24 protein-coding genes are annotated in these 25,539 nt (G+C 61.9%); 10 read left to right on the top strand and 14 right to left on the bottom strand.

Annotation, left to right across the window (positions count from 1 at the left end):
* Positions 1-20: 20 nt before the first annotated feature.
* Positions 21-593 carry a ubiquinol-cytochrome c reductase iron-sulfur subunit gene (petA, locus tag LY631_RS15775; RefSeq protein WP_445082900.1) on the bottom strand — a complete coding sequence of 191 codons (573 nt, stop codon included), beginning with the start codon at positions 591-593 and terminating at the stop codon, positions 21-23.
* Positions 594-1,018: 425 nt separating this feature from the next.
* Positions 1,019-1,339: a DUF6665 family protein gene (locus LY631_RS15770; RefSeq protein WP_274426545.1), complete on the bottom strand. Its 321-nt coding sequence runs from the start codon at positions 1,337-1,339 to the stop codon at positions 1,019-1,021.
* 107 nt (positions 1,340-1,446) lie between these two features.
* Between LY631_RS15770 and LY631_RS15765 the strand changes: the two genes are divergently transcribed.
* Positions 1,447-2,079 (top strand): LysE family translocator, encoded by a 633-nt coding sequence (locus tag LY631_RS15765; protein ID WP_274426544.1) that lies wholly within the window; start codon positions 1,447-1,449, stop codon positions 2,077-2,079.
* Between the two features lie 31 nt (positions 2,080-2,110).
* Here LY631_RS15765 and hemF read toward each other — a convergent pair whose 3' ends face one another.
* A complete protein-coding gene (hemF, locus tag LY631_RS15760) occupies positions 2,111-3,025 on the bottom strand; it encodes an oxygen-dependent coproporphyrinogen oxidase (protein ID WP_274426543.1) in 915 nt (304 codons plus the stop codon).
* A gap of 103 nt (positions 3,026-3,128) precedes the next feature.
* Here hemF and LY631_RS15755 point away from each other — a divergent pair, with 103 nt between their 5' ends.
* Positions 3,129-3,389, top strand: a complete 261-nt coding sequence (locus LY631_RS15755; RefSeq protein ID WP_274426542.1) for a hypothetical protein — start codon at positions 3,129-3,131, stop codon at positions 3,387-3,389.
* Positions 3,390-3,431: 42 nt separating this feature from the next.
* Here LY631_RS15755 and LY631_RS15750 read toward each other — a convergent pair whose 3' ends face one another.
* Together LY631_RS15750 and LY631_RS15745 are read right to left on the bottom strand one after the other, a co-directional pair.
* Positions 3,432-3,617 (bottom strand): DUF1059 domain-containing protein, encoded by a 186-nt coding sequence (locus LY631_RS15750; RefSeq protein WP_274426541.1) that lies wholly within the window; start codon positions 3,615-3,617, stop codon positions 3,432-3,434.
* Between the two features lie 84 nt (positions 3,618-3,701).
* Positions 3,702-4,601, bottom strand: coding sequence for a LysR substrate-binding domain-containing protein (locus LY631_RS15745; RefSeq protein WP_274426540.1), 900 nt, complete (start codon positions 4,599-4,601; stop codon positions 3,702-3,704).
* A gap of 92 nt (positions 4,602-4,693) precedes the next feature.
* Between LY631_RS15745 and LY631_RS15740 the strand changes: the two genes are divergently transcribed.
* Complete coding sequence (locus LY631_RS15740) at positions 4,694-4,876, top strand: hypothetical protein (RefSeq protein ID WP_274426539.1); 183 nt, start codon at positions 4,694-4,696, stop codon at positions 4,874-4,876.
* A gap of 29 nt (positions 4,877-4,905) precedes the next feature.
* Here the strand turns inward: LY631_RS15740 and LY631_RS15735 are convergent, their stop codons facing one another.
* The 3 genes from LY631_RS15735 to LY631_RS15725 are packed head-to-tail and all read right to left on the bottom strand — an operon-like array spanning position 4,906 to position 8,935.
* A complete protein-coding gene (locus LY631_RS15735) occupies positions 4,906-6,789 on the bottom strand; it encodes an ABC transporter ATP-binding protein (RefSeq protein WP_274426538.1) in 1,884 nt (627 codons plus the stop codon).
* Positions 6,786-8,633, bottom strand: a complete 1,848-nt coding sequence (locus LY631_RS15730; protein ID WP_274426537.1) for an ABC transporter ATP-binding protein — start codon at positions 8,631-8,633, stop codon at positions 6,786-6,788. Before LY631_RS15730 ends, LY631_RS15735 begins: the two co-directional genes overlap by 4 nt.
* A gap of 20 nt (positions 8,634-8,653) precedes the next feature.
* On the bottom strand, positions 8,654-8,935 hold the full coding sequence (locus tag LY631_RS15725) for a hypothetical protein (RefSeq protein ID WP_274426536.1): 282 nt from the start codon (positions 8,933-8,935) through the stop codon (positions 8,654-8,656).
* A 291-nt stretch (positions 8,936-9,226) separates the two neighbouring features.
* On the opposite strand from LY631_RS15725, the gene LY631_RS15720 reads away from it, so the two are divergent.
* A complete protein-coding gene (locus LY631_RS15720; protein WP_274426535.1) occupies positions 9,227-9,703 on the top strand; it encodes a tRNA (cytidine(34)-2'-O)-methyltransferase in 477 nt (158 codons plus the stop codon).
* A 90-nt stretch (positions 9,704-9,793) separates the two neighbouring features.
* Here the strand turns inward: LY631_RS15720 and LY631_RS15715 are convergent, their stop codons facing one another.
* From LY631_RS15715 to LY631_RS15705, 3 genes are read right to left on the bottom strand one after another with little or no spacing between them, the layout of a single operon-like run.
* Positions 9,794-11,065 (bottom strand): CCA tRNA nucleotidyltransferase, encoded by a 1,272-nt coding sequence (locus LY631_RS15715; protein ID WP_274426534.1) that lies wholly within the window; start codon positions 11,063-11,065, stop codon positions 9,794-9,796.
* Positions 11,062-11,703, bottom strand: coding sequence for a CoA pyrophosphatase (locus LY631_RS15710; protein WP_274426533.1), 642 nt, complete (start codon positions 11,701-11,703; stop codon positions 11,062-11,064). The genes LY631_RS15715 and LY631_RS15710 overlap by 4 nt, the downstream gene beginning before the upstream one ends.
* Complete coding sequence (locus LY631_RS15705) at positions 11,700-12,338, bottom strand: DUF1285 domain-containing protein (RefSeq protein WP_274426718.1); 639 nt, start codon at positions 12,336-12,338, stop codon at positions 11,700-11,702. The genes LY631_RS15710 and LY631_RS15705 overlap by 4 nt, the downstream gene beginning before the upstream one ends.
* Before the next feature lie 135 nt (positions 12,339-12,473).
* Between LY631_RS15705 and LY631_RS15700 the strand changes: the two genes are divergently transcribed.
* From LY631_RS15700 to LY631_RS15685, 4 genes are read left to right on the top strand one after another with little or no spacing between them, the layout of a single operon-like run.
* Positions 12,474-13,496 carry an AAA family ATPase gene (locus tag LY631_RS15700; RefSeq protein WP_274426532.1) on the top strand — a complete coding sequence of 341 codons (1,023 nt, stop codon included), beginning with the start codon at positions 12,474-12,476 and terminating at the stop codon, positions 13,494-13,496.
* 21 nt (positions 13,497-13,517) lie between these two features.
* Positions 13,518-14,426 carry a DUF58 domain-containing protein gene (locus tag LY631_RS15695; protein ID WP_274426531.1) on the top strand — a complete coding sequence of 303 codons (909 nt, stop codon included), beginning with the start codon at positions 13,518-13,520 and terminating at the stop codon, positions 14,424-14,426.
* Positions 14,423-17,245, top strand: a complete 2,823-nt coding sequence (locus LY631_RS15690) for a DUF4159 domain-containing protein (RefSeq protein ID WP_274426530.1) — start codon at positions 14,423-14,425, stop codon at positions 17,243-17,245. The genes LY631_RS15695 and LY631_RS15690 overlap by 4 nt, the downstream gene beginning before the upstream one ends.
* Complete coding sequence (locus tag LY631_RS15685; RefSeq protein ID WP_274426529.1) at positions 17,245-19,311, top strand: hypothetical protein; 2,067 nt, start codon at positions 17,245-17,247, stop codon at positions 19,309-19,311. The genes LY631_RS15690 and LY631_RS15685 overlap by 1 nt, the downstream gene beginning before the upstream one ends.
* Positions 19,312-19,609: 298 nt before the next feature.
* Here LY631_RS15685 and LY631_RS15680 read toward each other — a convergent pair whose 3' ends face one another.
* Positions 19,610-20,167, bottom strand: a complete 558-nt coding sequence (locus LY631_RS15680) for a GNAT family N-acetyltransferase (protein ID WP_274426528.1) — start codon at positions 20,165-20,167, stop codon at positions 19,610-19,612.
* A gap of 247 nt (positions 20,168-20,414) precedes the next feature.
* On the opposite strand from LY631_RS15680, the gene LY631_RS15675 reads away from it, so the two are divergent.
* Both LY631_RS15675 and LY631_RS15670 read left to right on the top strand, forming a co-directional pair.
* The gene (locus LY631_RS15675) at positions 20,415-21,404 is read left to right on the top strand and encodes a glutathione S-transferase family protein (RefSeq protein ID WP_274426527.1); all 990 of its coding nucleotides are present in this window, start codon (positions 20,415-20,417) and stop codon (positions 21,402-21,404) included.
* 517 nt (positions 21,405-21,921) lie between these two features.
* Entirely contained in the window at positions 21,922-22,842 is a 921-nt protein-coding gene (locus LY631_RS15670; RefSeq protein ID WP_274426526.1) for a metallophosphoesterase family protein, read from the top strand.
* Positions 22,843-22,845: 3 nt separating this feature from the next.
* On the opposite strand, the gene LY631_RS15665 is transcribed toward LY631_RS15670, so the two are convergent.
* Positions 22,846-23,469: a hypothetical protein gene (locus LY631_RS15665; RefSeq protein ID WP_274426525.1), complete on the bottom strand. Its 624-nt coding sequence runs from the start codon at positions 23,467-23,469 to the stop codon at positions 22,846-22,848.
* A 148-nt stretch (positions 23,470-23,617) separates the two neighbouring features.
* The gene (gene leuA, locus LY631_RS15660) at positions 23,618-25,327 is read right to left on the bottom strand and encodes a 2-isopropylmalate synthase (protein ID WP_274426524.1); all 1,710 of its coding nucleotides are present in this window, start codon (positions 25,325-25,327) and stop codon (positions 23,618-23,620) included.
* Between the last annotated feature and the right edge of the window lie 212 nt (positions 25,328-25,539).

The raw sequence follows: 25,539 nt of genomic DNA, 5'->3' as shown, positions 1-25,539 counted from the left end.
GAATAATACGCTCCCTTGCCCTACCCGATCTGGATGACCGTGTCGGAAATAAATTCATAGGCCGGAATGGCCATGTTCTCCGGCGCGGGTCCCGTGCGGATGCGCCCCGCTGTATCATAATGCGAGCCATGGCAGGGGCAGAACCAGCCGCCGAAATCGCCCGCCGTACCGAGCGGCACGCAGCCCAGATGCGTGCAAATGCCGATCATGACGAGCCAGTTCTCCCGGCCCTCACCGGCCGAACGGTCGACATCGCTCGCCGGTGAATCGGGCGGCAGATTATCGTTACGTGCGACCGGATCCTTCAGTTCATCCAACGGAACTTCCTGCGCAGCCTCGATCTCCGCCTCGGTCCGATTGCGGATGAACACGGGCTGGCCACGCCACTTCACCGTTATCGACATGCCCGGCTCGACCGCCGAGACATCCACCTGGATGGAGGCAAGCGCGCGCGTCGAAGCGTCGGGGCGGAACTGGTCGATAAACGGCCAAAGGGCGCCGGCTGCCCCCACGGCGCCGGCCATGCCGGTTGCCACATAGAGAAAGTCGCGACGACTGGGTTCCGGGGTTTTGGTCGAATCGATATCGCTCACGGGACTACGGTCCTTTTACCTGTGCCTGCCGAAAAGGGAGCAGTCTAACGAAACCGGCCCGCCGATTCCCCTGTAACGGGTCGACACTCCCCCAGCAATTGGCGATGGTTTCTATGCGCACCGGTCAAACTTGTCCAGACGCCCTCGACCCGACAGGGCACATTGTCGCGGGGAAAACTTCGCTAAATCCCTCACATGTGACGGGGCGCGAGCGTCTGACCTTTGCACTGCCTGCTCTTTGCGAGGCTAACACGGAGGTTTAGGGCGATATGCAAAAGATCCGCGCTGCCTGCCGCAAAGTCCACATCTGAACGAGCGTGAACCCGCATCGAACGCGCCGGCTTCCGCTTTCCGGAAGAGGTAGAGAGAGGCGGGAACCAGCAGAGCCGCGCTCAACAGGAAAGACAATGGGGGAAGCAGAATGACTATCGGGCCCCAAGACGAGCCAGCACGGCGCGCGGTATGGCAAGGCCACGAATGACATCGTCATGACGTCTGAGGCCGCAAAGCTCTCGTTGGATGAAATAAGCATGGACGGCTTCGGCGGCTTCTTGAAGCAGCTCTTTCCGGCGTTCTCGTTCGCTTGCCACATCATCACAAGCGGCAAGGCGCGCGAGGCTCACCTCCGCCCGGCGCCCCGCACGGCCGAGTGCACCCGCCATTTCCCCGGCGAGTTCGTAGTCGAGCTCGGCAACTCCGGTGTGCGGCGCTGCAGATGATCCCGATTTGGCTGGTGGGCGAAGCATGCAAGGCTCCCTGGCTGATTCAGCTCGACACGCGCGTTCCCGCTAAGATAGTGTGCATGTCGCCGCATTTCACATCAATGCCGGGCCCGCCCTTCTGAGAAACTCGGATGACCCCTGTTGAACTTTCCGCCTTCGCCCTCGTGGCCGTGTTGCTCGTCATTTCGCCGGGGCCAAATGGCGTTCTCATCGCGAAAACGGTACCGACGTCCGGAAAGGCTGCGGGCTTCGCCAACATAGCCGGCTTCTTCGCCTCGTTTTACATACATGGGGCACTCTCGATTCTCGGCATCTCGCTCATTCTCGTGCAGTCGGCGCAGCTTTTCTTCATCGTCAAGATGCTGGGCGCGAGCTATCTTTGCTATATCGGCCTGAAAGCGCTGTGGCAGGCTTGGAAAGGCGTTGCCGCGCCGGCTCAGACGACACCAGCCAAGAGGCGGCGGACGCTTGCGCGAGCCGTCGTTGAAGGCTTCCTCACCAATGCGCTGAATCCGAAGGTCTCGATGTTTTATCTCGCGGCCTTCCCGCAATTCATTCCCATGGAAGCGAATGCGATGAAGTGGGGGTTCGTGATGGTTACGATCCACGCTCTCGCGAACGTCGTATGGTTTTCCAGCCTCGTACTGCTTTTCGCGCTTCTGAAAAGACTTGGAAGCAATGGGAATGTGCAACGTTGGCTGAAAGCGGCCACCGGCACTGTTTTCCTGGGTTTCGGCCTGAAGCTGGCGACGCTCAGGCCGTAGGATACGGGCAATCGGCGCTGTTGGCAGCTTATCACGGCCACTTGGCCACCGGAGGCAGGCTGGAAAGGATGGAATCGACATTGCCGCCGGTCTTCAGCCCGAAGATCGTGCCGCGGTCGTAGAGCAGATTGAACTCGGCATAGCGTCCACGCCGGACAAGCTGCTCCTCGCGGTCCGCATCCGACCACTCAGTGTTGAAGTTTCGGCGCACGAGCGTCTCGTAAACCTTGATGAATGCCCGTCCGACATCCTGAGTGAAGTCGAAATCGGCCTGCCATCCGCCCTTTTCCTCGGGTGTCTTGAGCCAATCATAAAAGATGCCGCCGATGCCACGCGACTCGTTTCGATGCGGCAGGAAGAAATACGCGTCGCACCACTCCTTGAACTTGCCATAGTCCGCAACGGCTTCATGCGCCTCGCAGGCCCGCCGCATGGCGTCGTGGAAAGCGATCGTGTCGGGATCTTCCTGTGTGCGGCGGCGGTCGAGCACCGGGGTCAGGTCGGCACCACCGCCGAACCATTGCCGCGTCGTGACCACCATGCGCGTATTCATGTGCACGGCCGGAACATTCGGATTTCGCGGATGGGCGATGAGCGATATGCCGGACGCCCAGAAACCCGGATCGTCTTCGGCGCCCGGGATCTGTTTTCGGAACTCGGGCGAAAACTCACCGTGAACCGTCGAGGTATGCACACCCGCCTTCTCGAAAACGCGGCCATGCAGCATCGACATGATCCCGCCGCCACCGGCACCTTTGTCGCGCTGCCAGGGCGTGCGCTCGAAACGCCCCGCGGGCTCGGCGGAAAGCGGTCCGGCCAGTTCATCCTCGAGTTCCTCGAACGCGGTGCAAATCCAGTCGCGCAGTTCCTCGAACCACACCCGCGCCGTCTGCTTCTTGTCTTCGATGTCCTCGGGCAGCCCCGGTTCCAGTTCAGGACGTTCCATGCCAAATCCTTCCAGCATTCCCCACGTAGGGTGACGAACATTCGACTCGCAATTTCCCGTTTCATTGCCTAACTTTACAGGTGTCGGGTCAAGGAGTCATTGCGTGCGTACACCCGCCAAGCCGCCGTTCGAAAGCCTGAAGCGCAGCGTCGAAAAGACGCGTGCTCGCGGCGGTGAACGCCTGCCGCGCGACGGCTTCCTGCGCGAAACATACGCGCTGCCGCGCGAGGAGGCCCGCGCCAAAGCCCGGGAATGGCTGGAGCGCTGGCCCAAGCAAGCCTACTGGACAGAAGTGGAAAGCTGGTGCGAACGCCCCGACGATGTCATTGAGTTTACAATGCGCCGGCTGCCGAGCGCCGACTGAGGGTGCAAGACTTCCCTCCCGAAAAGGGAGGGAAAAGCCTGCTCATGCAGCATTCTTTGCGTGTGTGATCCGCGAACGGATTGCTTCGATCATGCTGTTGCGAATGATCGTCTCCCCGTGGGCGGAACGCATATGTTCGACGGCACGACGGGTCACTTCAGCCTCATCCTCGTGCCGGGTATGCCAGTTGCAACCAGGAACGAGCGATCCGCAATGAAATTCCTTCATTGTCGATCCTCCTTTCGTATCGTCAGGGCCTGACAACATACCACAAAATGTGGATCAATGCCGCGACCAGGCAAGGAAAACGGATTAAGTTTTGTATTTTTCCGCGGTTTCGGCGACTTCCTGCCGAATCCAGGACTTGAACGCCTTTACTTTTTTCGGCTCGTAACGGTTCTTTGACGTCACAAGCCAGTAGCCGAAGTCCGTTCGCGCCAAGCCCTGGAAAGGGCGAACCAGCAGGCCCGCCGCAAGCGCATCGTGAGCCAGTGTGGGCCAGGCCAGCATCACACCCTGTCCCGCAATGGCCGAATCGAGGGCCAGGGCGGCATCCGTGAAGCTGTTGCCATCGCGAAGTTGGGATTCGTCCAGACCGAACTGAGCAAGCCAGACATTCCAGCTGATGTTCGAGTTTGCATCGCGCACGATGGGAGCCGTCAGAATATCATTCGGGTTGTTCAGCCGCTCCCCCAATGCCGGCGCGCAGACCGGAAAGACCTCCTGTGCAAGGATGAATTCCGCCTTCACACCCGGCCAGTCCCCTACCCCGACACGGATCGCGAGATCGACATCGGATGTATCGAGGTTGACGAGCCCGATGGATGCATCGAGCCGCATCCGCAATTCCGGATGCAGCGTGGAAAAGCGTGAAAGACGCGGCACCAGCCATTTCGACGCAAACACCGGCGCGACCGAAATGGTCAAAACCGTGTCCGCCTGTCGCCGCGACAGAGCCACGGCCTGATCCAACTTGCCAAAGCCCTCGCTGAGCAAGCCGGCGACCTGCCGGCCGAAAGCAGTCGGGTGCATTCCGCGCCCGGAACGGTCGAACAGACTGAGGCCGAGTTGCTCCTCGCACCGGATAATGTGCTGACTGACCGCCCCGACCGTAACGCCCAGTTCATCCGCCGCCGCCGAGAGCAAGCCCAGCCGCAGCGCGGCCTCGGCCGCCCGCAGGCCGTTAAGGTGGACGCTGCTGAGATTCTTCATATAGTTTTTCTAGACTAAACAGCAGGCAATCTCCATTGAGAAATCGCTCATTGCGAAGGATCCTCTGGGATAACACCCCTGGAGACACTCCGATGATGAAGCTTTTGTTGAGATTCTCCGGCTATCTGCGCAACCACATGGCCAAGCGTCAGGCGATCGAGGAACGCGCGGACGATGTGGAACATTGGCGTCGCGACCCGCTGGCGCATCCCGCCATAAAGGCCATGGACGAGCGCGAAAGAGCAGACCTGCCCTTCAGCGCTCTTCGCGACTAGGCATGTTGCGGCACATCCGATTGAATGTGCTATTCCGCCGCCATGCGCTCGGGCAGGAACCCGCCTGACTGGCGCTTCCAGAGCTGGGCATAGAGCCCATCGCCGTCCACCAGTTCGTCATGAGTGCCCTCCTCGACGATGCGCCCGCGATCGAGCACGATCAGTCGGTCGAGAGCGGCGATGGTGGAGAGACGGTGGGCGACGGCGATCACCGTCTTATTTTCCATGAGACCTTCGAGGTTCTCCTGGATCGCCGCTTCGATTTCCGAGTCGAGCGATGAGGTCGCCTCGTCGAGAATGAGAATCGGCGCGTCCTTCAGCATCATGCGGGCGATCGCGATGCGCTGGCGCTGACCGCCGGAGAGTTTGACACCGCGCTCGCCCACATGCGCGTCATAACCCGTCCGGCCGCGCGGATCACTGACATCGACGATGAAGTCATGGGCCGAGGCGCGTTTGGCGGCGGCGATTATCTCCTCCTCCGTCGCGCCCGGACGGCCATAGGCGATGTTATCGCGGATGGAACGGTGCATCAGCATCGGTTCCTGGCTCACCACGCCGAACTGGCTGCGCAGCGAAGCCTGGGTAACGTCGCGGACGTCCTGCCCGTCGAGCAGAATCCGCCCGCCTTCAATGTCGAACAGGCGAAGCAACAGGTTGACGATGGTCGTTTTGCCCGCGCCCGACGGTCCGACAAGCGCCACGCGCTCGCCGGGGCGGATATGCAGATTGAGCCCTTCGAGGATGCCATCCTCCTTCCCGTAATTGAAGGTGACGTTGTCGAAGCGGATATCGCCCTCGGCCTTGTCGATGCTCCGCGCATTCGGGGCGTCTCGAATGGCCGGCTTTTGTGAAATCACGCCGGTGGCGTCCTGCACCGTCGCATATGCCCGGATGAGACCGTTGATGTTGAACATCATGTAGCCGGACATCTGGTTGAGCCGGAAGACGAGGCCCATGGCCGCCGCGATTTCTCCCGTCGTGGCCAGTCCGTTCATCCAGCGCGTCACCGCGAGCACGCCTATTGCCGTCATCATGAAGCCGTTGAGAATGGCCACGGCGGCGCGAACACGGGTGATGGCGCGCGTCAGCGTGCGCACCGCCGCCAGGAAACGCGCCATCCCCTCGCGCACATAGCTGTGCTCGCGCTGACCGCTGTCATAGAGCTTGACCGCCATGATGTTGGTAAACGCATCGACCATTCGGCCGTTGAGGATCGAGCGCTCATCGGCAGTGCGCCGGCCGGCCCTGCGGAGCGGCGGCAAAAGTACACGCGCAATGATGAGAAATGCCGCCAGCCAGATAGCAAGAACCAGCCCCATGAAGGGGTCCAGTACGGTCAGGATCGTACCTGCCAAAACGACGAAAGTGACGAAGCTCCACAGAGTCTGCAGCGAGGAAACGATGAAATCGCCTGTCGACTCGCCGCCCTGCATAATCTTCGTGGCGATCCGGCCGGCAAAATCGTTCTGATAAAATTCGTAGGGCTGCTCGATAACCCGGCGAAACGCCTGCCAGCGCACACGCTGGTAGAAGGATGGTGCGATGACCTGCTCTTCCAGGATAGTGTTGCCGATCATGATGGCTGCGCGGCCAACCAGCACCAGAGCTGCCAGGGCCACGAGCGCCAGCCAATTCTCAGCCAAAAGCGTTTCGGGCGAAGAGGTGTCGAGAAGGTCTATCAGCCAGCCGAGCCCCCAATAGAGCCCGGCGTCGACCGCGCCCATCAGCCCGCCGGCCGTCAAAAGAAGGATGAACGGCCATTTCGCCTGCGTGGCGAAGAACCAGATGAAATCGCGGGCTTCGGCCGGCAGGACCTCGCGCGGCGTATCGCCGAAGGGGTCTATCACCCCTTCGGCGCGGCGCCAGAGCCCCTCACCTGGGCCGGATCGTGTTTCCTCTTCCTGGCTCACTCAGCCGCCTCCACTTGACCTATATCGAGGAACCCGCCCGACTGGCGCTGCCAAAGCTGGGCGTAAATGCCGCCCTTCTTGATCAGTTCCTCGTGCGTGCCCTGCTCGACGATACGCCCCTCGTCCATGACGATCAGCCTGTCCATCGCGGCGATGGTCGAGAGCCGATGGGCAATCGCAATCACGGTTTTGCCCTCCATCAGGCGATACAGGTTCTCCTGAATGGCGGCCTCGACCTCCGAATCGAGCGCCGACGTCGCCTCGTCCAGGATCAGAATCGGCGCATTTTTCAGCATAACGCGCGCAATGGCGATACGCTGCCTTTGCCCGCCTGAAAGTTTCACGCCGCGCTCGCCCACATGGGCCTCGAGTCCTCTGCGCCCTTTAATGTCGGCAAGGTCATCGATGAAATCCAGAGCTTCGGCACGTTTTGCCGCTTCCAGCACCATTTCATCGTCGGCGTCCGGCCGGCCGTACAGAATGTTATCGCGTACGGAACGGTGCAGCAGCGATGTATCCTGCGTTACCATGGCGATCTGCTCACGCAGGCTGTCCTGCTTGACCTCGGAGATGTCCTCGCTGTCGATCAGGATGCGTCCGCCTTCCAGATCGTAAAAGCGCAGGAGCAGGTTGACGAGCGTCGATTTGCCAGCGCCGGAGCGGCCGATCAGACCGACCTTCTCCCCCGGCCGGATGTTCAGCGAAAGATCCTCGATCACGCCGCCTTCCTTCCCGTAGTGGAAACGGATCCGGTCGAAGGCGATCTCGCCTTTGCTGACGCGCAGTTCCTTCGCGTTCGGCTTATCATCCACCGCGCGGGGCACGGAGATAGTGGAGATGCCGTCCTGGATCGTACCAATGTTCTCGAAAAGCGTCGTCATCTCCCACATAATCCACTGGGACATGCCCCACAACCGGAGGACCAGACCGAGAACCACGGCAACCGCGCCGACGGAGACCAACTCGCCCATCCACAGCCAGATTGAGATCGCGCCCACGGCGAACAGGCACAGAGAGTTGAGCACGTAGAGCAGGCTGTAAAGCCCGGTCGTCAACCGCATCTGCCGGTAGACCGTGTTCAGAAAGCTGCCCATGCCCTCCCTGGCATAGGCCGCCTCGCGCTGACCGTGGGAGAACAGCTTGACCGTCTGGATGTTGGTGTAACTGTCGACCACGCGGCCGGTCATGATCGAGCGCGCATCGGCCTGCTGCTTGGCCACCCGCCCCATGCGTGGAACGAACTGGTGCAGAAGTACGATGTAGCCGATCAGCCACACGCCGAGCGGGGCCGCCAGCCGGATATCGGCGGAGGCGACGAGAAACACCATGGCGACGAAATAGACGATGACATAGTTCAGAACGTCGATCAGCTTGATGACGGTCTCGCGCACAGCCAGCGCCGTCTGCATCAGCTTGGTGGCGATGCGCCCGGCGAACTCGTCCTGGTAAAAGGCCATCGATTGCTTGAGCAGATAGCGGTGGACGAGCCAGCGAATCCGCATGGGATAATTGCCCATCAGGATCTGGTGGAGCACCAGCGAGCTCAGCGCCACGATTCCCGGCAGGAAGACGAGAATGACGAACGCCATGCCCGCCAGCTTCCATCCTTCCGACTGCAGGAAGGTCTCGCGATCCTGCTCCGTCAGCCAATCAACGATATTGCCGAGGAAGGAGAACATCCAGACCTCTGTGATGGCAATGGCGGCCGCCAGGATCGCGGCGACAAGGATCGCCGGCCAGGTATCCCGCGTGAAATGCCAGCAAAAGCCGAACAGCGTCTTCGGCGGCTGTTCCAGCTCGGCTTCGGGAAACGGCGGCAGTTTTCGTTCGAACCAGCTAAACATTACTGACCTCGGATAAAATCTCAGCGGTGGCCCTTGCGCGGCAGACTGGGCGCGCCGGGCTTGCAGTTCTTCACTGGGGGCTTCTCGGACGCGGCCGAAAACGGCTTTAAAGCGTCCGCGCCCGTGTGGGATTTCGGTTGCGCTTGGCCCGGATGCGGAGCATGGCCGATCGCCGCGGTGAAGGCTCCCGACAATTTCTTCTTGCCGGCGTCCTGTCCCGCATGTGCCGTGGGCAGAGCCGTTTCGGCAGAGGAAGCGGGCTTCTCGGGCGAAAAGCGCCCTTTGGAGATACGTGCAGACATGAAGCGAATCCTTGGGTGTTTCCGGAAAAAGGTCCGGCGGATTCGCTCGCGTGAATTTAAACGGGAAAGAGTGTCGGAACGAAAACCGCCGTCAGGCCGCGTGCCCAACTCCGATGCGTGGGCGCATGCAGGCCAAGGATGCCAAGATACGGATATCCATCTCCGACTCCTGCGGTTTCCATTGAAAGCGTAGGCCTTATATCCATAAATGTGCGCGCTGGCCAGAGCCAGGAACGACATTCTGACGTCTTCCTGACAGTCTGTGGCCATTTGACGACAGTTAGGATCGGTATGACGCATAAGGGCATTCGCATCGCGCTCTTCCAGCCGGATATCCCCGGCAACACCGGTACGATTTTGCGACTTGCCGCCTGTCTCGGGCTGACAGTGGACGTGATAGAGCCCGCCGGGTTCGACCTTTCCGACCGAGCGCTGAAACGCGCCGGCATGGATTATCTGGAACTCGCCTCCCTGGAACGGCACAGTTCCTGGAGCGAATTCGAAAAGTGGCGTCGCGCCGAAGGGCGACGCGTGGCCCTGTTTTCCACGAAAGCCGCTGTTCCCTACACGTCCTTTTCCTTCCGCGATGGTGATGTCCTGCTTTTCGGTCGCGAATCCGCCGGTGTGCCGGACGACGTTCACCAGAGCGCCGACCACCGCCTGCTTATTCCGATGCGGGAGAAAACGCGCAGCCTGAACCTCGCGCTGTCCGCTTCCATGGCCTCCGGCGAGGCAATGCGCCAAATACGGTGGCGCTACGGGCGTTGATTGCAGTGCCGTCATGCTCTTGCTCCTTCAAGATGCATGACGCCTACAGTCTCAAGCTAAGTTGAGGTCAAGGGCTAAAGAGAATTCTTGTTAGCCGTCCCTATCGGCTGAATATCGCCCGCTTTCCTCCAGCAGCGTTTCCTTGCTGAGTTTGAACCCAGACTCGATCCACCGCTCCTCGAGTTCTTTCAAGGCTGTGCCGAGTTCCTCTCCCGGCGCAAAACCACGAGCCAGAAGGTCGCGCCCGCGTAGCGGAAAGCTCGGCCGCTCCCAACGCCCGAGAATATCGAGCAACCGCTGGTATCCGGCCGCCTCTTCGAGTGCCTTGTCATCTTCCGGCGCCCGCGACCGCGCGCTTGCAAGTCCCAGGCGCAAACGCCATTCGACCCCTTTGGGATCAGCACGGTAAAGCAGTTTCTTGAAAACCATATCCGGGGTGGCCGGGTCCGGTAGCGGAGCCTCGGCCCAGGCGGAAAGTGCTGCCGCCTCTGCGTTGGACATCCGCAGCCGCCTCGCGAGAGCCGACACCCGTTCGGCATCCGGCGGAATGATGGCCGCCAGCCGCAAAAGGGGCTCAACGGTCCACCCGAGCGCCTGCTCCGCCTCAAGAAGTGGACGCAAGTTATCAATTCCCCAACGCTCGGATTCCGGCAGCACGGCGGACAACACCCCGGTCTGCCGCATCCAGAGCACCGCGCGCGTGGGATCGGAAGCTGCAAGGAGCTTACACAACTCTGTCCACACACGCTCGGCCGAAAGCATCGAAAGTCCATCTTTCAATCGCGCGCAGGCTTTCAGCCCCGCCGCATCCGGCCGCCCCGACCCGTACCATGCAAAGAAGCGGAAGAAACGCAGGATGCGCAGGTAGTCCTCGCGGATCCGCTCCTCGGGATCGCCGATGAAACGCAGCGTGCGCGATTCCAGATCGGCCAACCCACCGACAAGGTCCACCACCTGGCCATTGGCCTTAGCGTAAAGCGCATTGATCGTGAAATCGCGGCGCTCCGCATCGGCCTTCCAGTCACGGCCGAAATCCACACGGGCGTGGCGCCCGTCGGTCTCCACGTCGGCTCGGAGTGTCGTGACCTCGTAAGGCTTCCCCTTCACAACCACCGTTACCGTTCCATGGTCGTACCCGGTGGGGATAACCTTGAAACCGGCTGCTTCGGCACGCCGCATGGTCTCGTCCGGGTGGGTGGTGGTGGCGATGTCGACATCGGCCACTGCCTCCCCCAGAACGGCATTGCGCACGGCGCCGCCGGCCACGCGCGCCTCTTCTTCACCTTCGTTGAGCGCGGCAAGAAGCGTTTGCAGGCCGGATCGATTGAGCCATTGTGCGTCGGCAATGCTGGTGCCTGTCATCGGGCATAGAGCCTTTCATAGAGCATGTGCAAAATCCCGGCGGTGACTCCCCATATGAAGCGATCACCGTAAGGCATTGTATAGTAAAACCGTTCCCGCTCCTGCCATATGCGGCTTTCGCGCCGATGATTGGCAGGGTCCATGAGGAACGCAAGCGGAACCTCGAACGCGGCTTCGACCTCATCGGGATTGAGCGTCAGCGGCAAATTGGGGCTGACCACGGAGAGAACGGGCCGGACCCGATAGCCGCTCCCGGTGACGTAGTCCGGCATACGTCCCACAATGTCGACTCGGGAAGGCGGTAGACCGATCTCCTCCTCCGCTTCCCGTACGGCTGCGCTTTCCGGCGAGACGTCAGTGGGATCGATGCGTCCGCCCGGCAAGGCGATCTGCCCCGAATGGCGGCGCAACTGATTGGAGCGCTGCGTCAGGATGATCGTTGCGCCATCGCTGTGATCGACCACCGGCACGAGGACGGCGGCGTCATGCAGCCCGTCGCGCACAATCAGATGTTTCAGGTCGGGATTGAGCCGGTGATCGCCGTACTCGCCGGACATGAAGTTAGGGTCCTGCGCGGCGGCACGGCGGCGAAAATCGTCCGCGGAAAAAGATGGCACGGTCGACCGCTGCACACTCATTCGGCCGACGCCTGAAGCTTTTCGACCGGCATGATCGGGAAAACAGCCCCATTGGAACGCACGACAACCATGTGCTGGCCGTCTATGTCCATTTCCTCGCCCAGTTCGGCGAGCTCATACATCACCGAGCGCGAAACAAGTGCTTCCAGACGCCCGCGCACAAGCACGTAAGGTTTAAGACCGCCGGTCTCCGGCTCGTCGGCAAAGCGGAGGGGGTGTTCCGGCCCGGCTTCGACAACATCACCAACATTTGTGCGAAACGTTAGAATCTGTGATCCGCCCTCTCCCGTAACGGCCATTTCGACAGCGATGAAGGGAGCGTCCTCAACCCTGATGCCGACCTTTTCGACCGGAGTGACCAGGTAGGTTTTGCCGTCCTCGTCTTTCCGCAAGACAGACGAAAAGAGCTGCACGAGCGGCATGCGGCCGATCGGCGTGCCGAGATAGAACCACGTTCCGTCCGCCTTGATTACCATATCGAGATCGCCGCAGAACTCCGGGTTCCAGCGTTCGACCGGCGCTGCTCCCTTGCCTGCGCGCGCGGCGCGTGAGATGAGCGCCGACAGGGCAGCCGGGTCCGCCGCCTGCCTCAGATCGCTCGCATCAGTTCGATTTTTCCCAGTTTGACCGGTCATCGTCACGAAATAGTCACTGTCCTCCGGCTTGTCAGCCTTGCGTGAGCATCTAACTTGCCATCACAGTGGATGGTGCGATTCCTGTACCCTATATCGCAACAAGGGCCCCACCGGCAAAGCGCGAGGACAAGCCGCATGAGCATCATTGCAAGAGGCCGGGAAGCCGGCACAAAGCAAGCCGACGAAGGGCAGATGGTGGCCGAAGCCGAGGCAGCCCTGGAAGACATCGCTCGCGTCAAGGAAGGTGTCGGCAGGGTGATCTTCGGCCAGGAGGCAGTCGTCGAGCGGTCCATGGTGGCTATACTGGCCGGAGGACACGCCCTTCTCGTCGGCGTGCCGGGGCTGGCCAAGACGAAGCTGGTAGAAACGCTTGGAGTCGTTCTGGGCCTCGATGCCAAGCGCATCCAGTTCACGCCCGACCTGATGCCCTCCGACATTCTGGGTTCAGAAGTCATGGAGCAGGAGGAAAGCGGACGCCGCGCTTTTCGTTTCATTCCCGGTCCGATCTTTGCGCAGCTCTTGATGGCAGACGAGATCAACCGCGCCAGCCCGCGCACGCAATCGGCGCTTCTGCAGTCCATGCAGGAGTATCATGTCACGGTCGCCGGACAGCGATACGACCTGCCCGCCCCTTTCCATGTGCTCGCGACGCAGAATCCGCTTGAACAGGAAGGCACCTATCCTCTGCCCGAAGCGCAGCTCGACCGCTTCCTGATGCAGATCGACATCCTGTATCCTGAACTCGACGCAGAGCGGCGTATCCTCCTGGAAACCACGGGAACGGAAGAAGCGCGCGCGGCAAATGTGCTTACGCCGGCGCGCCTGCAGGAAGTTCAGGAGCTGATTCGCCGAATGCCGGTTCCCGAAAGTGTGGTGGAAGCCATTCTGGCGCTGGTGCGATCGGCGCGTCCCGGCCTCGGCTTCCCGGAGACGGACCGCCATGTGGCATGGGGCCCCGGCCCGCGCGCAAGCCAGGCGCTAACACTGTGCGCCCGCGCCCGCGCGCTCTACGATGGCCGGCTCGCGCCTTCGGTCGACGATGTTCGTGCCTTGGCCGAGCCCGTGCTGCAGCACCGTATGGCGCTGACCTTCGCTGCCCGCGCAGAGGGCATGAGCGTGCGCGACGTGGTCGCTCGGCTCGTGAAGGCGCTGGATTGATGCAATGGCAACGAGAGGCTGATGGCGCGGATCGGTGAAGTCACCCCCCATGTAACGGTACAGGATGCGCTGGTACGTGCCCGTACGCGCGCTGCACTTGTGCCGGACCTTATGGTGGAGGCTCGCCGCGTCGTCAACACTGTGATTGCCGGATGGCACGGCCGGCGCCGGCGCGGCATCGGCGAGAATTTCTGGCAGTTTCGACCCTATGTCGAGGGTGATGCCATTTCCCGCATCGACTGGCGGCGCTCGGCGCGCGAGGAAGGCCACCTCTACGTGCGGGACCAGGAATGGGAAGCAGCTCATACGGTCTGGCTGTGGGCGGACCGCTCGCCCTCGATGCTGTACCGCTCCAACCGGGCGGAAGTCTCGAAGGAGTCGCGAGCGATCGTCCATGTACTCGCACTGGCCGAGCTGCTCTCGCGCAGCGGCGAGCGCATCGCCTGGCCGGGCTTGACTGATCCCTTTGCCGCGCGGAACGGCGCCGAGCGGCTGGCCCAATATGTTGCCCACGCGGAGCCGAGTGCTGAACGGCCGGACATGAAGCAGATCCGCCGTTTCTGCGATGTGGTGATATCCAGCGATTTCCTCGACCCGCCGGACGAGATCAAGCTCTGGCTCGATCCGCTCACGCGCGGCGGCATTCGCGTCCATCTGATCGAAGTTGCCGACCCGACCGAAGAAACCTTCCCTTACACGGGACGAATCGAATTCCACGACCCCGAGACCGGCGAGCGGCTGACTGCGGGGCGTGCCGAGACAGTGGCAGAGGAGTACAGGAACCTTTACGCGGCCCGACGCGAGGAACTTCGCCGCTGGTGCAAGTCGCTCGGATGGAGCTATACAGTCAACCATACGGACCGGCTCGCCTCCGAGGCACTCATTCAGGTGCACACGGCCATGACCAGCGACATGGAAATAGGCCGATGAATTTCCTCCCTCTCTCCTTCGGCGCACCGATGGTTCTTTGGGGCTTGATTGCCCTGCCTGTGATCTGGTGGCTGCTGCGCCTGACACCGCCGAGCCCGCAGAGAGAGACGTTTCCGCCGCTGGCCATCCTGGCCCGCATCGTCAGGCGGGAAGAAACGCCGCAAAACAGCCCCTGGTGGCTTACTCTGCTGCGTCTTGCGCTGGCTGCGCTCGTCATTCTGGCGCTGGCCGACCCTGTGTTCAATCCGCGCGAGCGGACGGCGGTAAGCGGCCAGGCGCTGGCCATCGTGCTCGACAATGACTGGTCCAGCGCACCCGACTGGGACCGGCGCGTGGCCACGGCCGAACGGCTGATCGCTGACGCCAGGGGCAGCGGTCTGCCCATTGTGCTGGCCCTGACAGCGGATCGACCGAACCAGGACATCGGACCCTTTGACGCCGACACGGCGATCCAGAGGCTGAACGCGGCAGAGCCGCGCCCGGTGCCGCCAGACCGGCCGGTGATTTATGAACGCGTGGCCGATGCGCTGGAGACCATGCCCGGCGCTACGCTCGCATTGCTGACGAACGGCCTTGCGGCTCCGGGCGACGACGCCGCCTTTGAACAGATTGTTGCGGCGGACCCCAGCGAAATCCGCTGGGGAGCGCCGGACCGGACCTCCCTCCTGGCGTTCACCGACAGCACCAATGAGCCTGAGCGCTTTACCGTGACCGCCATACGGCCCGAAAGCGACACCGCCCCAAGGCAGGCGACCGCCTATGCCTCCGATGAGCGCGGGCGCCGCATCGCCGAGGCGCTGATCACTTTCGGTGCGGGCGAAACGGCAGCCACTGGCGAGATGCGCGTTCCCTTCGAGTTGCGCAACGACTTCGCCTCCATCGGGATCTCGGGCGAACACCATGCTGGCGCCCTGCACCTGCTGGACGAAAATTCACGCCGCCGGCGCATCGGTCTGCTGGCACAAAGCGCGGAAGACGAGGCGCAGCCGCTGCTTTCGCCGCTCTATTACATCCGCCGGGCGCTCAGCCCTTATGCCGACCTCATCGAAGCCGAAAGCGCGGACCGAAGCGAAGCAATCCCGGAGCTGCTGGATCAGCAGCCGGCCGCTATCATCATGGCCGATGTCGGCACGCTGCCCGACGCGGCCCGCGAGCAGCTTGTTGAATGGATACACAATGGCGGCACGCTGATACGCTTTGCCGGGCCGCGGCTCGCCGCTGCCGAACACGATGAAGAACTCCTTCCGGTCCGCCTGCGGGTGGGCGAACGTTCGCTTGGGGGCACGCTATCCTGGTCGGAGCCGCAGCCCGTTGCGGAGTTTCCGGTCGGCAGCCCGTTCTCGGACTTGACGCCGCCGCGCGACGTGACGGTGAACCGCCAAGTTCTTGCCGAACCTTCAGCAGACATTGTGGAGAGGGCCTGGGCCAGTCTCGCCGACGGCACGCCGCTGGTCACCGGCGCGACGCGCGAGGCAGGCCGGGTTATCCTGTTCCACATCACGCCGGAGGCAACCTGGTCGAACCTGCCGATCTCCGGCACTTTCGTGGAAATGCTGCGGCGGATCGTACAGCTTTCCCAAAACCAAGGCAGCGTCGCCGGTGAACAAGAGGAAACGGCCACCAGGCTCGCCCCTTATCGCATGATTTCAGCGACCGGCACGATGGTCCCGCCCGGTCCGGAGGCCGAGCCCCTTACGCCGGGCCCCGACGCCACGGTCGACCTGGCGCACCCGCCCGGGCTCTACGGATCCGAAGACGGCGTCGTGGCGCACAACCTGCTGGCATCGGATGCGACTCTGGAAACGCTCGCCCGCCCCGAAGCCCCCGTCACCATCACTGAGGCACACTACGCGTTCGACAGTGCACAGCCGTTGAGAGGCGCACTTCTGGCCGCCGCGCTTGGATTGCTGGCGCTCGACACACTCGCCGTTCTGTGGCTGGGCGGCCTTCTGCGCCGGTCATCACGCCGCCGCCCCGCATCTGCCGCATCGGCGATATTGATTGCTTTTCTGGCCTTTGGCCTGCTTTCGCCTGACCGCGCACTGGCGCAGCAGACGCAGACGTCCGAAGCTGAAGCCATCGATGCCATTTCGGCCACGCGGATCGCCTATGTGATAACCGGCAATTCCTCGGTCGACGCGATTAGCCGCGCAGGAATAATGGGGCTATCGCGCTTCCTCACTGACAAAACCGCTTTGGAGCCGGGTGAGCCGGCGGGCGTCGATATTGATACCGATGAATTGTCCTTCTATCCTCTTATCTACTGGCCGATAGACGCCAATGCGCCCATGCCTTCAGAGGAAGCGATTGCGCGCATCGACGCTTACATGCAGGAAGGCGGAACCGTTCTCTTCGATACGCGCGATCAATATTCCGCCGGGTTCGATTCTTCCGACTCGGTAAGCCCCGAAACACAGCGGCTGCGGGACATCCTGGCAAATCTCGACGTTCCCCCGCTGGAGCCGGTGCCGGAGGATCACGTTTTGACCAAAGCGTTTTACATAACCTCCGAGTTTCCGGGCCGATATAACGGCAGCCCGCTCTGGGTAGCTGCCGACATGAACGCTGCAAGCCCGTCCGACCGGCCGGTGCGTTCCGGCGACGGGGTTTCTCCCATCATGATCACCGGCAACGACATGGCCGGCGCCTGGGCCATAGACAGCGACGGCCAGCCACTGCTGCCCACTGTGCCGTCCAACTCGATGCAGCGGGTTTACTCCCTGCGCGCGGGCGTGAACATCATGATGTACATGCTGACCGGCAACTACAAATCCGACCAGGTCCATGTGCCGGCGCTGCTTGAGAGGCTGGGACAGTGATGGACTGGACGCTCAGCTTCGACCCGCTGTTCTCCTGGCAGGTCCTGGGAATCCTGCTGATTCCGCTTGCCGCCCTGATGGCGCTCAGCCTCTTCCTTGGCAGACGCGGCGCGCTTCTTCGCCTCGCAGCACTTGCCGCGCTTGCGCTCGCGCTCCTCAATCCAGTGCTTCTGGAAGAAGAGCGTGATCCCTTGCGGAGCGTGGTCGCCGTCGTTGTGGATGAGAGCCAGAGCCAGGATATCGGCACACGCGCGGAGTCGGCCCGGCAAGCCGCCGAGACGCTGACGCGACGCCTCGAAAACTTCGACGAGTTCGAGGTTCGCGTGGTGGAAGCCGGCCGGGGCGATTCGGTGGATGAAAACACCGAAACGCGGCTCTTCGGGGCGCTGGAAAGCGCGTTGCGGGACGTCCCGCCCTCGCGCGTGGCCGGCTCGATCATGATAACCGACGGTCAGGTCCACGACGTTCCGGAAAATGCATCCGGATTGTCCGGCCCGCTCCACGCCCTGATTACCGGCGAGGAAGACGAGCATGACCGTCGCATCCGCTTCGAGCGCGCACCGCGCTTCGGCATCGTCGACAGCCCGCTCGAAATGACTTATCGCGTGCTCTCCACCGAAGACGAAAGCGGACCGATGGAGGTCGAGGTCTTCATCAACGGTGAGCTGGCTTTGGTCGAGCAGGCCGAGATCGGCCGCGAAATGCCGCTTGAGATCACCATTCCCAATGCAGGCCGGAACATCGTAGAACTGCGCATCGCCGCTGAAGAGGGCGAACTCACGGATGTGAATAACCGTACGGTCGCCCTCGTCGACGGAATTCAGGAGAGTCTGCGTGTGCTGCTCGTCTCCGGAGAGCCTCATTCGGGCGAACGGACCTGGCGCAACCTGCTGAAGGCCGACGCCTCGGTTGACCTGGTGCATTTCACCATTCTGCGTCCGCCGGAAAAGCAGGACGGGACCCCGATCAATGAACTCTCGCTGATCGCGTTTCCGACACGGGAGCTGTTCGTCGAAAAGATCGAGGATTTCGACCTGATCATTTTCGACCGCTATCAGCATCGCGATGTGCTGCCCATGCTCTATTACGACTACATCGCCGAGTACGTGCAGCATGGCGGCGCGCTCCTCGTTGCCGCCGGTCCGGAATTCGCAAGCAATCAATCGATCGCGCGCACGCCGCTGATTTCCACCTTGCCGGCGCTTCCCAATGGAGAAGTGCAGGAAACAGGTTTTCACCCGCGCCTGACCGAGACCGGCGAACGCCATCCCGTCACGCGTGGTCTGGACGGCTCTGCCGCTGACCCGCCGGACTGGAGCCGCTGGTTTCGCATCGTTGGCGTCGACCGGCCTGAGGGCCGCGTGGTGATGCAAGGCCCGCAGGAAAGTCCATTGCTTGTGCTTTCGCAGGAGGGGGAAGGCCGCGTCGGCATGTTCCTTTCCGACCAGGGATGGCTTTGGGCACGCGGCTTCGAAGGCGGCGGCCCCTACGTTTCCCTCTACCGGCGCATAGCACACTGGCTGATGAAGGAGCCTGAACTGGAAGAGGAACGTTTGACCGCTAACGGTCGCGGCATGTCACTTGAGGTGATCCGTCAGACGATGGAAGATGAAGCGGGCGAGGCGATCGTAACGACGCCGTCGGGCGAGACGCGCGAACTGCCGCTCGTAGCGGACGATCCGGGGCTTTTCAGCGGAACCATGGAGACCGACGAGATCGGACTTTACGAGGTCGCCAATGGTGACCTGACAGCCCTGGCCCATGTCGGACCGGTCAACGCGCCCGAATTTTCCGATCCGCTCTCGACAGAGGAGATACTCCGACCGCTGGCGCAAGAGAGCGCCGGCAGCGTACGCCGGCTCGGGGATAATGCCGGGAACATTCCCAACATCGTTCCCGTGCGAAGCAATGCCACTTCGGCTGCCGGACGCGACTGGATCGGTCTGCAATCGACTGACGACAGCATTTTACGGTCCGTGGAGCGCGTGCCCCTCTTCGCCGGCTTCTTGGGCCTCGGACTGCTCCTCTTTGCCCTCGGCGCCATGTGGTACCGCGAAGGGCGCTAGGGACCAGGATTCTGGCCCTCTTCCGGGCGGCAGCGCACAAATCCACCAATTTGGCGCCAAAAACAGCACATCTTTTCGCGTCTAAGGCGAGACCGCCGTTTCGCGGGATGATTTCCCGTCGGAATGGACCAGTTTCCCGATTGTGTCGAAACCGTTCGATAGAACCGCGCTACGCGAAGTGATTTCCCATCTTACTGTTCGCGCAGGTGAAAGCAGTAGAAGCGAAAGATAGCTTTACAGTTACGTTTGCCATTGTGTCCCTTCGGCGCCCCTCCGTCATCGATTTACAACTTTAATCCTACGCATCGGCTCTGTTCACCGTGGAAGCGCGTTCTTCCAACGGATTCTTCGCATTCGGCACCCCCGCATGCACGACTCTGCCGGTAAGCCGTGCCAAAGCCCCCTCCTGCAGTTCCACGGCGAGAAGCCGGTTGGCATCGACCGGGCGCGGCATGGTGATCTGACCATTCGGGATACGTTTGAAGCCGAGCGGCCCGTAATAGGGCTCATCTCCGACGAGGACGACCACACCGGCATCGGCCTCGCGCGCCGCGTCCAGTGCGATCCGCACGAGCTTTCGCCCGATCCCCTTGTTCTTGTAGACAGGGCGCACGGCGAGGGGCCCAAGCAGAAGCGCCCTGCCCTCGCCGGCCATGATCCATGTCTGGCGCACGGAGGCGACGACCTCATCCTCATGCAACGCGACGAAAGAAAGTTTCGAGTCGTGCGGCCCGGCTTCGCGGATCTTGTAAGCCGCGCGGGCAAAACGGCCCGGGCCGAAGGCCTCGGCATTGATCTGTTCGATCTGAGCGTCGTGCGCCGGTTCTTCCGGCAGGAAGCGGATATTGAGGGACATGGGCGTGTTCCGGTGGCATGAAAGGATAAGAGCGGCAATGGCCGCACACTCCGCGCCTGTTCAGCGCGTCAGTCCTTTCGTCGTCGCTCCACCCGGAACAGGTTCATCGGTCTTCTCCAAAAGCGAAGCTCCGCTACCATTAAAATCATGCGTCGTCCACTGGTAATTGACGGTGCGTTCATGTGCTTGTGTTTGGGCCGGAAGGGCACATACCCTACATGGAGCGGGACGCAGAAGGAGAAAGCTTATGGGTCTCTTAGTTGACGGCGTATGGCACGACCAGTGGTACGACACATCCAAGACGGGCGGTCGTTTCGAACGCTCCAAATCGCAGTTCCGCGATTTCGTGACGAAGGACGGAAGCCCGGCGGAAGGCCGTGAACGCAGCTTCAAGGCCGAGCCCGGCCGCTATCACCTTTATGTGTCCTACGCCTGCCCCTGGGCGCATCGCACGCTGATCTTCCGCAAGCTGAAAAAGCTGGAGGACGTGATTTCCTTCTCGGTCGTCCACCATTTCATGGGTGAGAACGGATGGAGCTTCGAAAAGGAAGAAGGTGCAACCGGCGACGACCTTTACGGCCTCGATTTCCTGCATCAGATCTATACGAAGGCCGACCCCAGCTATTCCGGCCGCGTGACGGTGCCGGTGCTTTGGGACAAGAAGAACGAGACGATCGTCTCCAATGAATCAGCGGAAATCATCCGCATGCTGAACACCGCCTTCGACGAATGGGGCGACGGCTCGCTGGACTTCCATCCGCAGGAGCTGCGCGGCGAAATCGATGCCATCAACGACCTCGTCTACGAGAACATCAACAACGGCGTCTACAAGGCGGGCTTCGCCACCAGTCAGGAAGCCTATGAGGAAGCATTCCACCAGCTTTTCAAGGCGCTGGACGAGGTGGAAGAGCGCCTGTCGCGGCAGCGCTATCTTGCCGGGGACCGGCTGACCGAGGCGGATTGGCGGCTTTTCACCACGCTGGTTCGGTTCGATCCCGTTTATGTCGGTCATTTCAAGTGTAACCTGCGCCGCATCGCCGATTACCCGAACCTGTCCAATTATGCGCGCGAGCTCTATCAGGTGCCGGGCGTTGCTGAGACTGTGAACATGAGCCACATCAAGCGGCACTATTACGAAAGCCACGAAACGGTGAACCCGACCCGCATCGTGCCCGCGGGCCCGGAACTGAATTTTTCCGCACCCCACAACCGGGAAAGGCTGGCAAAGGCGGCATAGCGGGCGCGCGGCATCGTCGCCACCGCCCGGCTTTCGCCGTCTGGCCATTGTAGAGAAAGCGGGAAGCGGGGCGCGTGCTCCGGACTTCTCACTTCTATGTCAGGCACGTTCGCACGCGCCCCGCCGGTGGACATCGCCGCCGTCGGCCGGCCGCTCGCAAAGGCCCGTACCTGGGACCCTGCTTGCGGCTTCACCCCCGTTGACATGTCCCGCCGGGCGACCTCCTGTCTCAGCCTCCGAGAGAGGCTAGGGATCGTAACCGCCCGACCGGCCGGGGGCACCGGCCCGTCGCGGAACCTTCGAATTGCGGGTCTCGGTCCCGCCGCCCAAAGGCTCGCCACCGCCGCCCTCCCGAACACCCGGTGCGCATCCGGTTCCCGCGAGAGCGATGGGTTGGATGATAAGCGCGGCTGAGAGAGCGGGGATAAAATTCCTAGAAAAAAATTCAGGCTGCTGACAGGAGCTGACAGCGCTTGCAGATGTTCCAATTGAACATTCGATGCTCTAGACAAACATCATGTTTCGGCTTGCACACTTTTCGGACATCCATCTGGGCCCGCTCCCCGATGTGACCTATCGCGAGCTTCTCTCCAAGCGCATCACCGGTTTCATCAACTGGCACCGTCATCGACGGCTGAGCCTCGATCACGGACTGATCGACAAGATCAGCGATGACATTCTGGCGGCGAAGCCGGACCACATCGCGCTGACCGGCGATCTGGTGAACCTCGCGCTCGAGAAGGAGATCGAGACGGCCCGGTTGTGGCTGGAGAGCCTGGGCGAACCGCACGATATTTCAGTCGTACCCGGTAATCACGATGCCTATGTGCCACGCGCGCTGTACAAGGTCTGCCAAGCTTGGGACGCGTATATGACCGGCGACAAGGCGGGGGCAGCGGGCCGCGATCGTTTTCCCTATCTGCGGGTTCGCGGGCCCGTTGCAATCATTGGCGTGTCTTCGGCGCGGGCAACCGCCCCTTTTCTGGCGAGCGGCTATTTTACCGAGAAACAGCAGCGCAGAACGGCCAGGATACTGGACGAGACAGGCGAGCGCGGTCTTTTCCGCATCGTGCTCATACACCATCCGCCGGTGCGCGGCGCCACCGGGCCGCACAAGCGGCTTTTAGGCATTTCCCGCTTTCAAAAATTGGTGCGAGAACACGGGGCGGAACTTGTCCTGCACGGGCACACGCACCTGCCGACCGTGCACCGCATCACCGGCCCGCAGGACACCGCCGTGCCGGTGGTCGGGGTGGCAGCAGCCGGACAGGCCCATGGCGGCGCCAAACCGCCCGCCCACTACAATCTTTTCGAGATTGCCGGTGAGGCCGGATCCTGGAGACTCCACCTCACCCGGCGCGGTGCAATCGGCGGAGACGGAGACGTCACCGAGCTTTCAAGCCAATGGCTGATCTCGCCCGATCGAACGACCGCATAGCGATTATGGCTGCAGCAGTTGCTGCACCTCCGGGAAGCGGTCCGAGAGGAAGAGCATGACGCTTGCAACGCCTACGGCGGCACCCAGAATGACCAGAAACGCGGATCCGAAGAGCGCCTTCCGCGGGTTGCGCTCGCGAGCCCCTGCGGCAGTATCGGCGGTCTCTTCCCCATTATCAGCCGCGCTGCCCCGCGGCAGAGAGACGACCTCGCCCTCGATCATGCGCTGACGTTCCACCATGCGCTCGGCAATGTAGCGGGTTACCTGATCGGCGACGGGCTGGATCTCCGTTGATTCGGCCAGCACCACGCGCCCCAGCCGCGTGTCGCGCAGGAAGCGATAGGTGCGCCGGTCACTGCCCATAGAGACGTGCGCGACGGCATCGATCCACAGCCGCGGCTGTTGGCCCGAGGAAATTACTAAATCGAAGGCCGGATCATCTTCCGGAACGTCCGCAAAGATCGGCTCGAGTTCCTGCGCCAGAAGCTCCAGCCGTGTGCGGCTGGTTTCGCGCATCTCCACGACCACATCTTCACGATCCGCCGCCGCGTTCTTGACGTCGCGGACGGCATCCGCAAGCCCGCCCCTGCCCTTGACTGAAACTACGTTCGGGCCAGCGTCAGCCATGCCAGTTCTCCAGAGCAAAAACTAACCTTAACCTACCGTTAACACGGAGGCGAAGGAAAATCATCTCGTTTTGTTCTGTTTTCGTGCTTCCCAATCCCGCTTTCGTGCGGGATTGCCGGCGGGGGCATGTTGCCCCCGCCCGACATGGCTATGCGATGATGCGGTTGGCCGCCGAGACGATCGCCTCGAGAGACGCGGTGACGATGTTCTTATTGATGCCCGCACCGAAGAGCTTTCCGTCCGGATAGCCCACTTCCATGTAGCAGATCGCTGAGGCATCCGCGCCGTGCTGAAGCGAGTGCTCGGAATAGTCGATCACCGTCATCTCCACGCCGACATGCTTCGACAGGGCGTTGATGAAGCCGTCAACCGGCCCGGTTCCGACACCTTTGATCGTCGTCTCCTTGCCATTGTCGAGAATGGTCGCCTCGACGATCCGGCGCCCCTTCACTTCCGCGTCGGGAAAGGTCTGGTGGTCAATGAATTTCAGCCGGGCATCGGGCTGCTCCACGTAAAGCTCAAGGAACCGCTCATAAATCCTTTTGGCCGGCAGTTCCTTGCCCTCGGCATCGGTGATGGCCTGAATGTCCTCTCGGAACTCCACCTGAAGGTTGCGCGGCAGGTTGAGCCCGTAATCGGCCTGCAGGACATAGGCGATGCCGCCTTTTCCCGATTGCGAATTGATGCGGATGATCGCCTCGTAGGTGCGCCCCACATCGGCGGGATCGATGGGCAGGTAGGGAACCTCCCAAAACGCCTTGTTGGCCTTGCGGATCGCCGTCATGCCCTTGTTGATCGCATCCTGGTGAGAGCCAGAGAAAGCGGTGTAGACAAGCTCGCCAACATACGGATGCCGCTCGGGAATCGTGAGCTGGTTCGAATACTCGTAGACATCCTTGATGCGGTTGATGTCCGAGCAATCGAGCATCGGGTCAACGCCCTGCGTGTACATGTTGAGCGCCAGCGTCACGAGATCGACATTGCCGGTGCGCTCGCCATTGCCGAACAGCGTACCCTCGACCCGGTCCGCACCGGCCAGAAGGCCGAGTTCGGTTGCCGCGATGCCGGTGCCCCGGTCGTTATGCGGGTGCAGTGAAAGGATGATGGAGTCCCGCCGGTCGAGATTGCGGCTCATCCATTCGATCTGGTCGGCGTGGATGTTGGGCGTGGACATCTCCACCGTCGCCGGCAGGTTGAGGATGAGCTTGTTGTCGGGCGTCGGATCGATGATCTCGGTAACGGCGTTGCAGATCTCCAGCGCCACGTCCAGTTCCGTGCCGGTAAAGCTTTCCGGCGAATACTGAAAGCGGTAGCCGCCGCCCGCCTTGGCCGCCATGTCGGCGACCATCTTTGCGGCGTCCGTGGCGATCTGCTTGATGCCGGCGATATCCTTTCCGAACACCACGCGGCGCTGCAACTCGCTGGTGGAGTTGTAGAAATGGACGATCGGCCGGTGCGAGCCCTTCAGCGACTCGAATGTGCGCGCGATCAGCTCCGGCCGGCACTGCACCAGCACCTGAAGCGACACATCCTCGGGAACGCCGGCTTCCTCGATCGCCCAGCGCGCAAAATCGAAATCCGTCTGAGAGGCGGAGGGAAAGCCGATCTCGATTTCCTTGAAACCCATTTCGAGCAGGAGGGCGAACATACGCGCCTTGCGCTCGTGGCCCATGGGATCGATGAGCGCCTGATTGCCGTCGCGCAGATCGACCGAACACCAGATCGGCGCCTTCTCGATGCGCATCGATGGCCAGGTGCGGTCGGGCAGCTCCACCTGCGGATATGGCTGGTATTTGTGTGCCGCGCCGGGCATTCCCTTTTGCGGCTTGCCGTCCAAGGATTCGTTCTTCGCGTCCATTCGTCTACTCCGGGGCCACGGGTTCTATCGACCACGTGCCTATCAAGACCTCATTTCAAAATTTGTAGCGGGAAGGAGCGGGCCAGCGCATCCGGCGGCATCGACCGCCGGGCGCCCCTTCAATGGACCCGGCGACCGCCACTAAGGCCGAGAAGGAGCAGCTCAAGGGAAAGCGCGCGCGAAACCGCGGCAACCGCGCCGACAGCATCAAA

This window comes from Chelativorans sp. YIM 93263 (assembly GCF_028767125.1).
Taxonomy (GTDB): Bacteria; Pseudomonadota; Alphaproteobacteria; order Rhizobiales; family Rhizobiaceae; genus Chelativorans.
The sequence above is the reverse complement of the archived record's forward strand: the minus strand, read 5'-3'. Positions and strand labels throughout refer to the sequence as shown.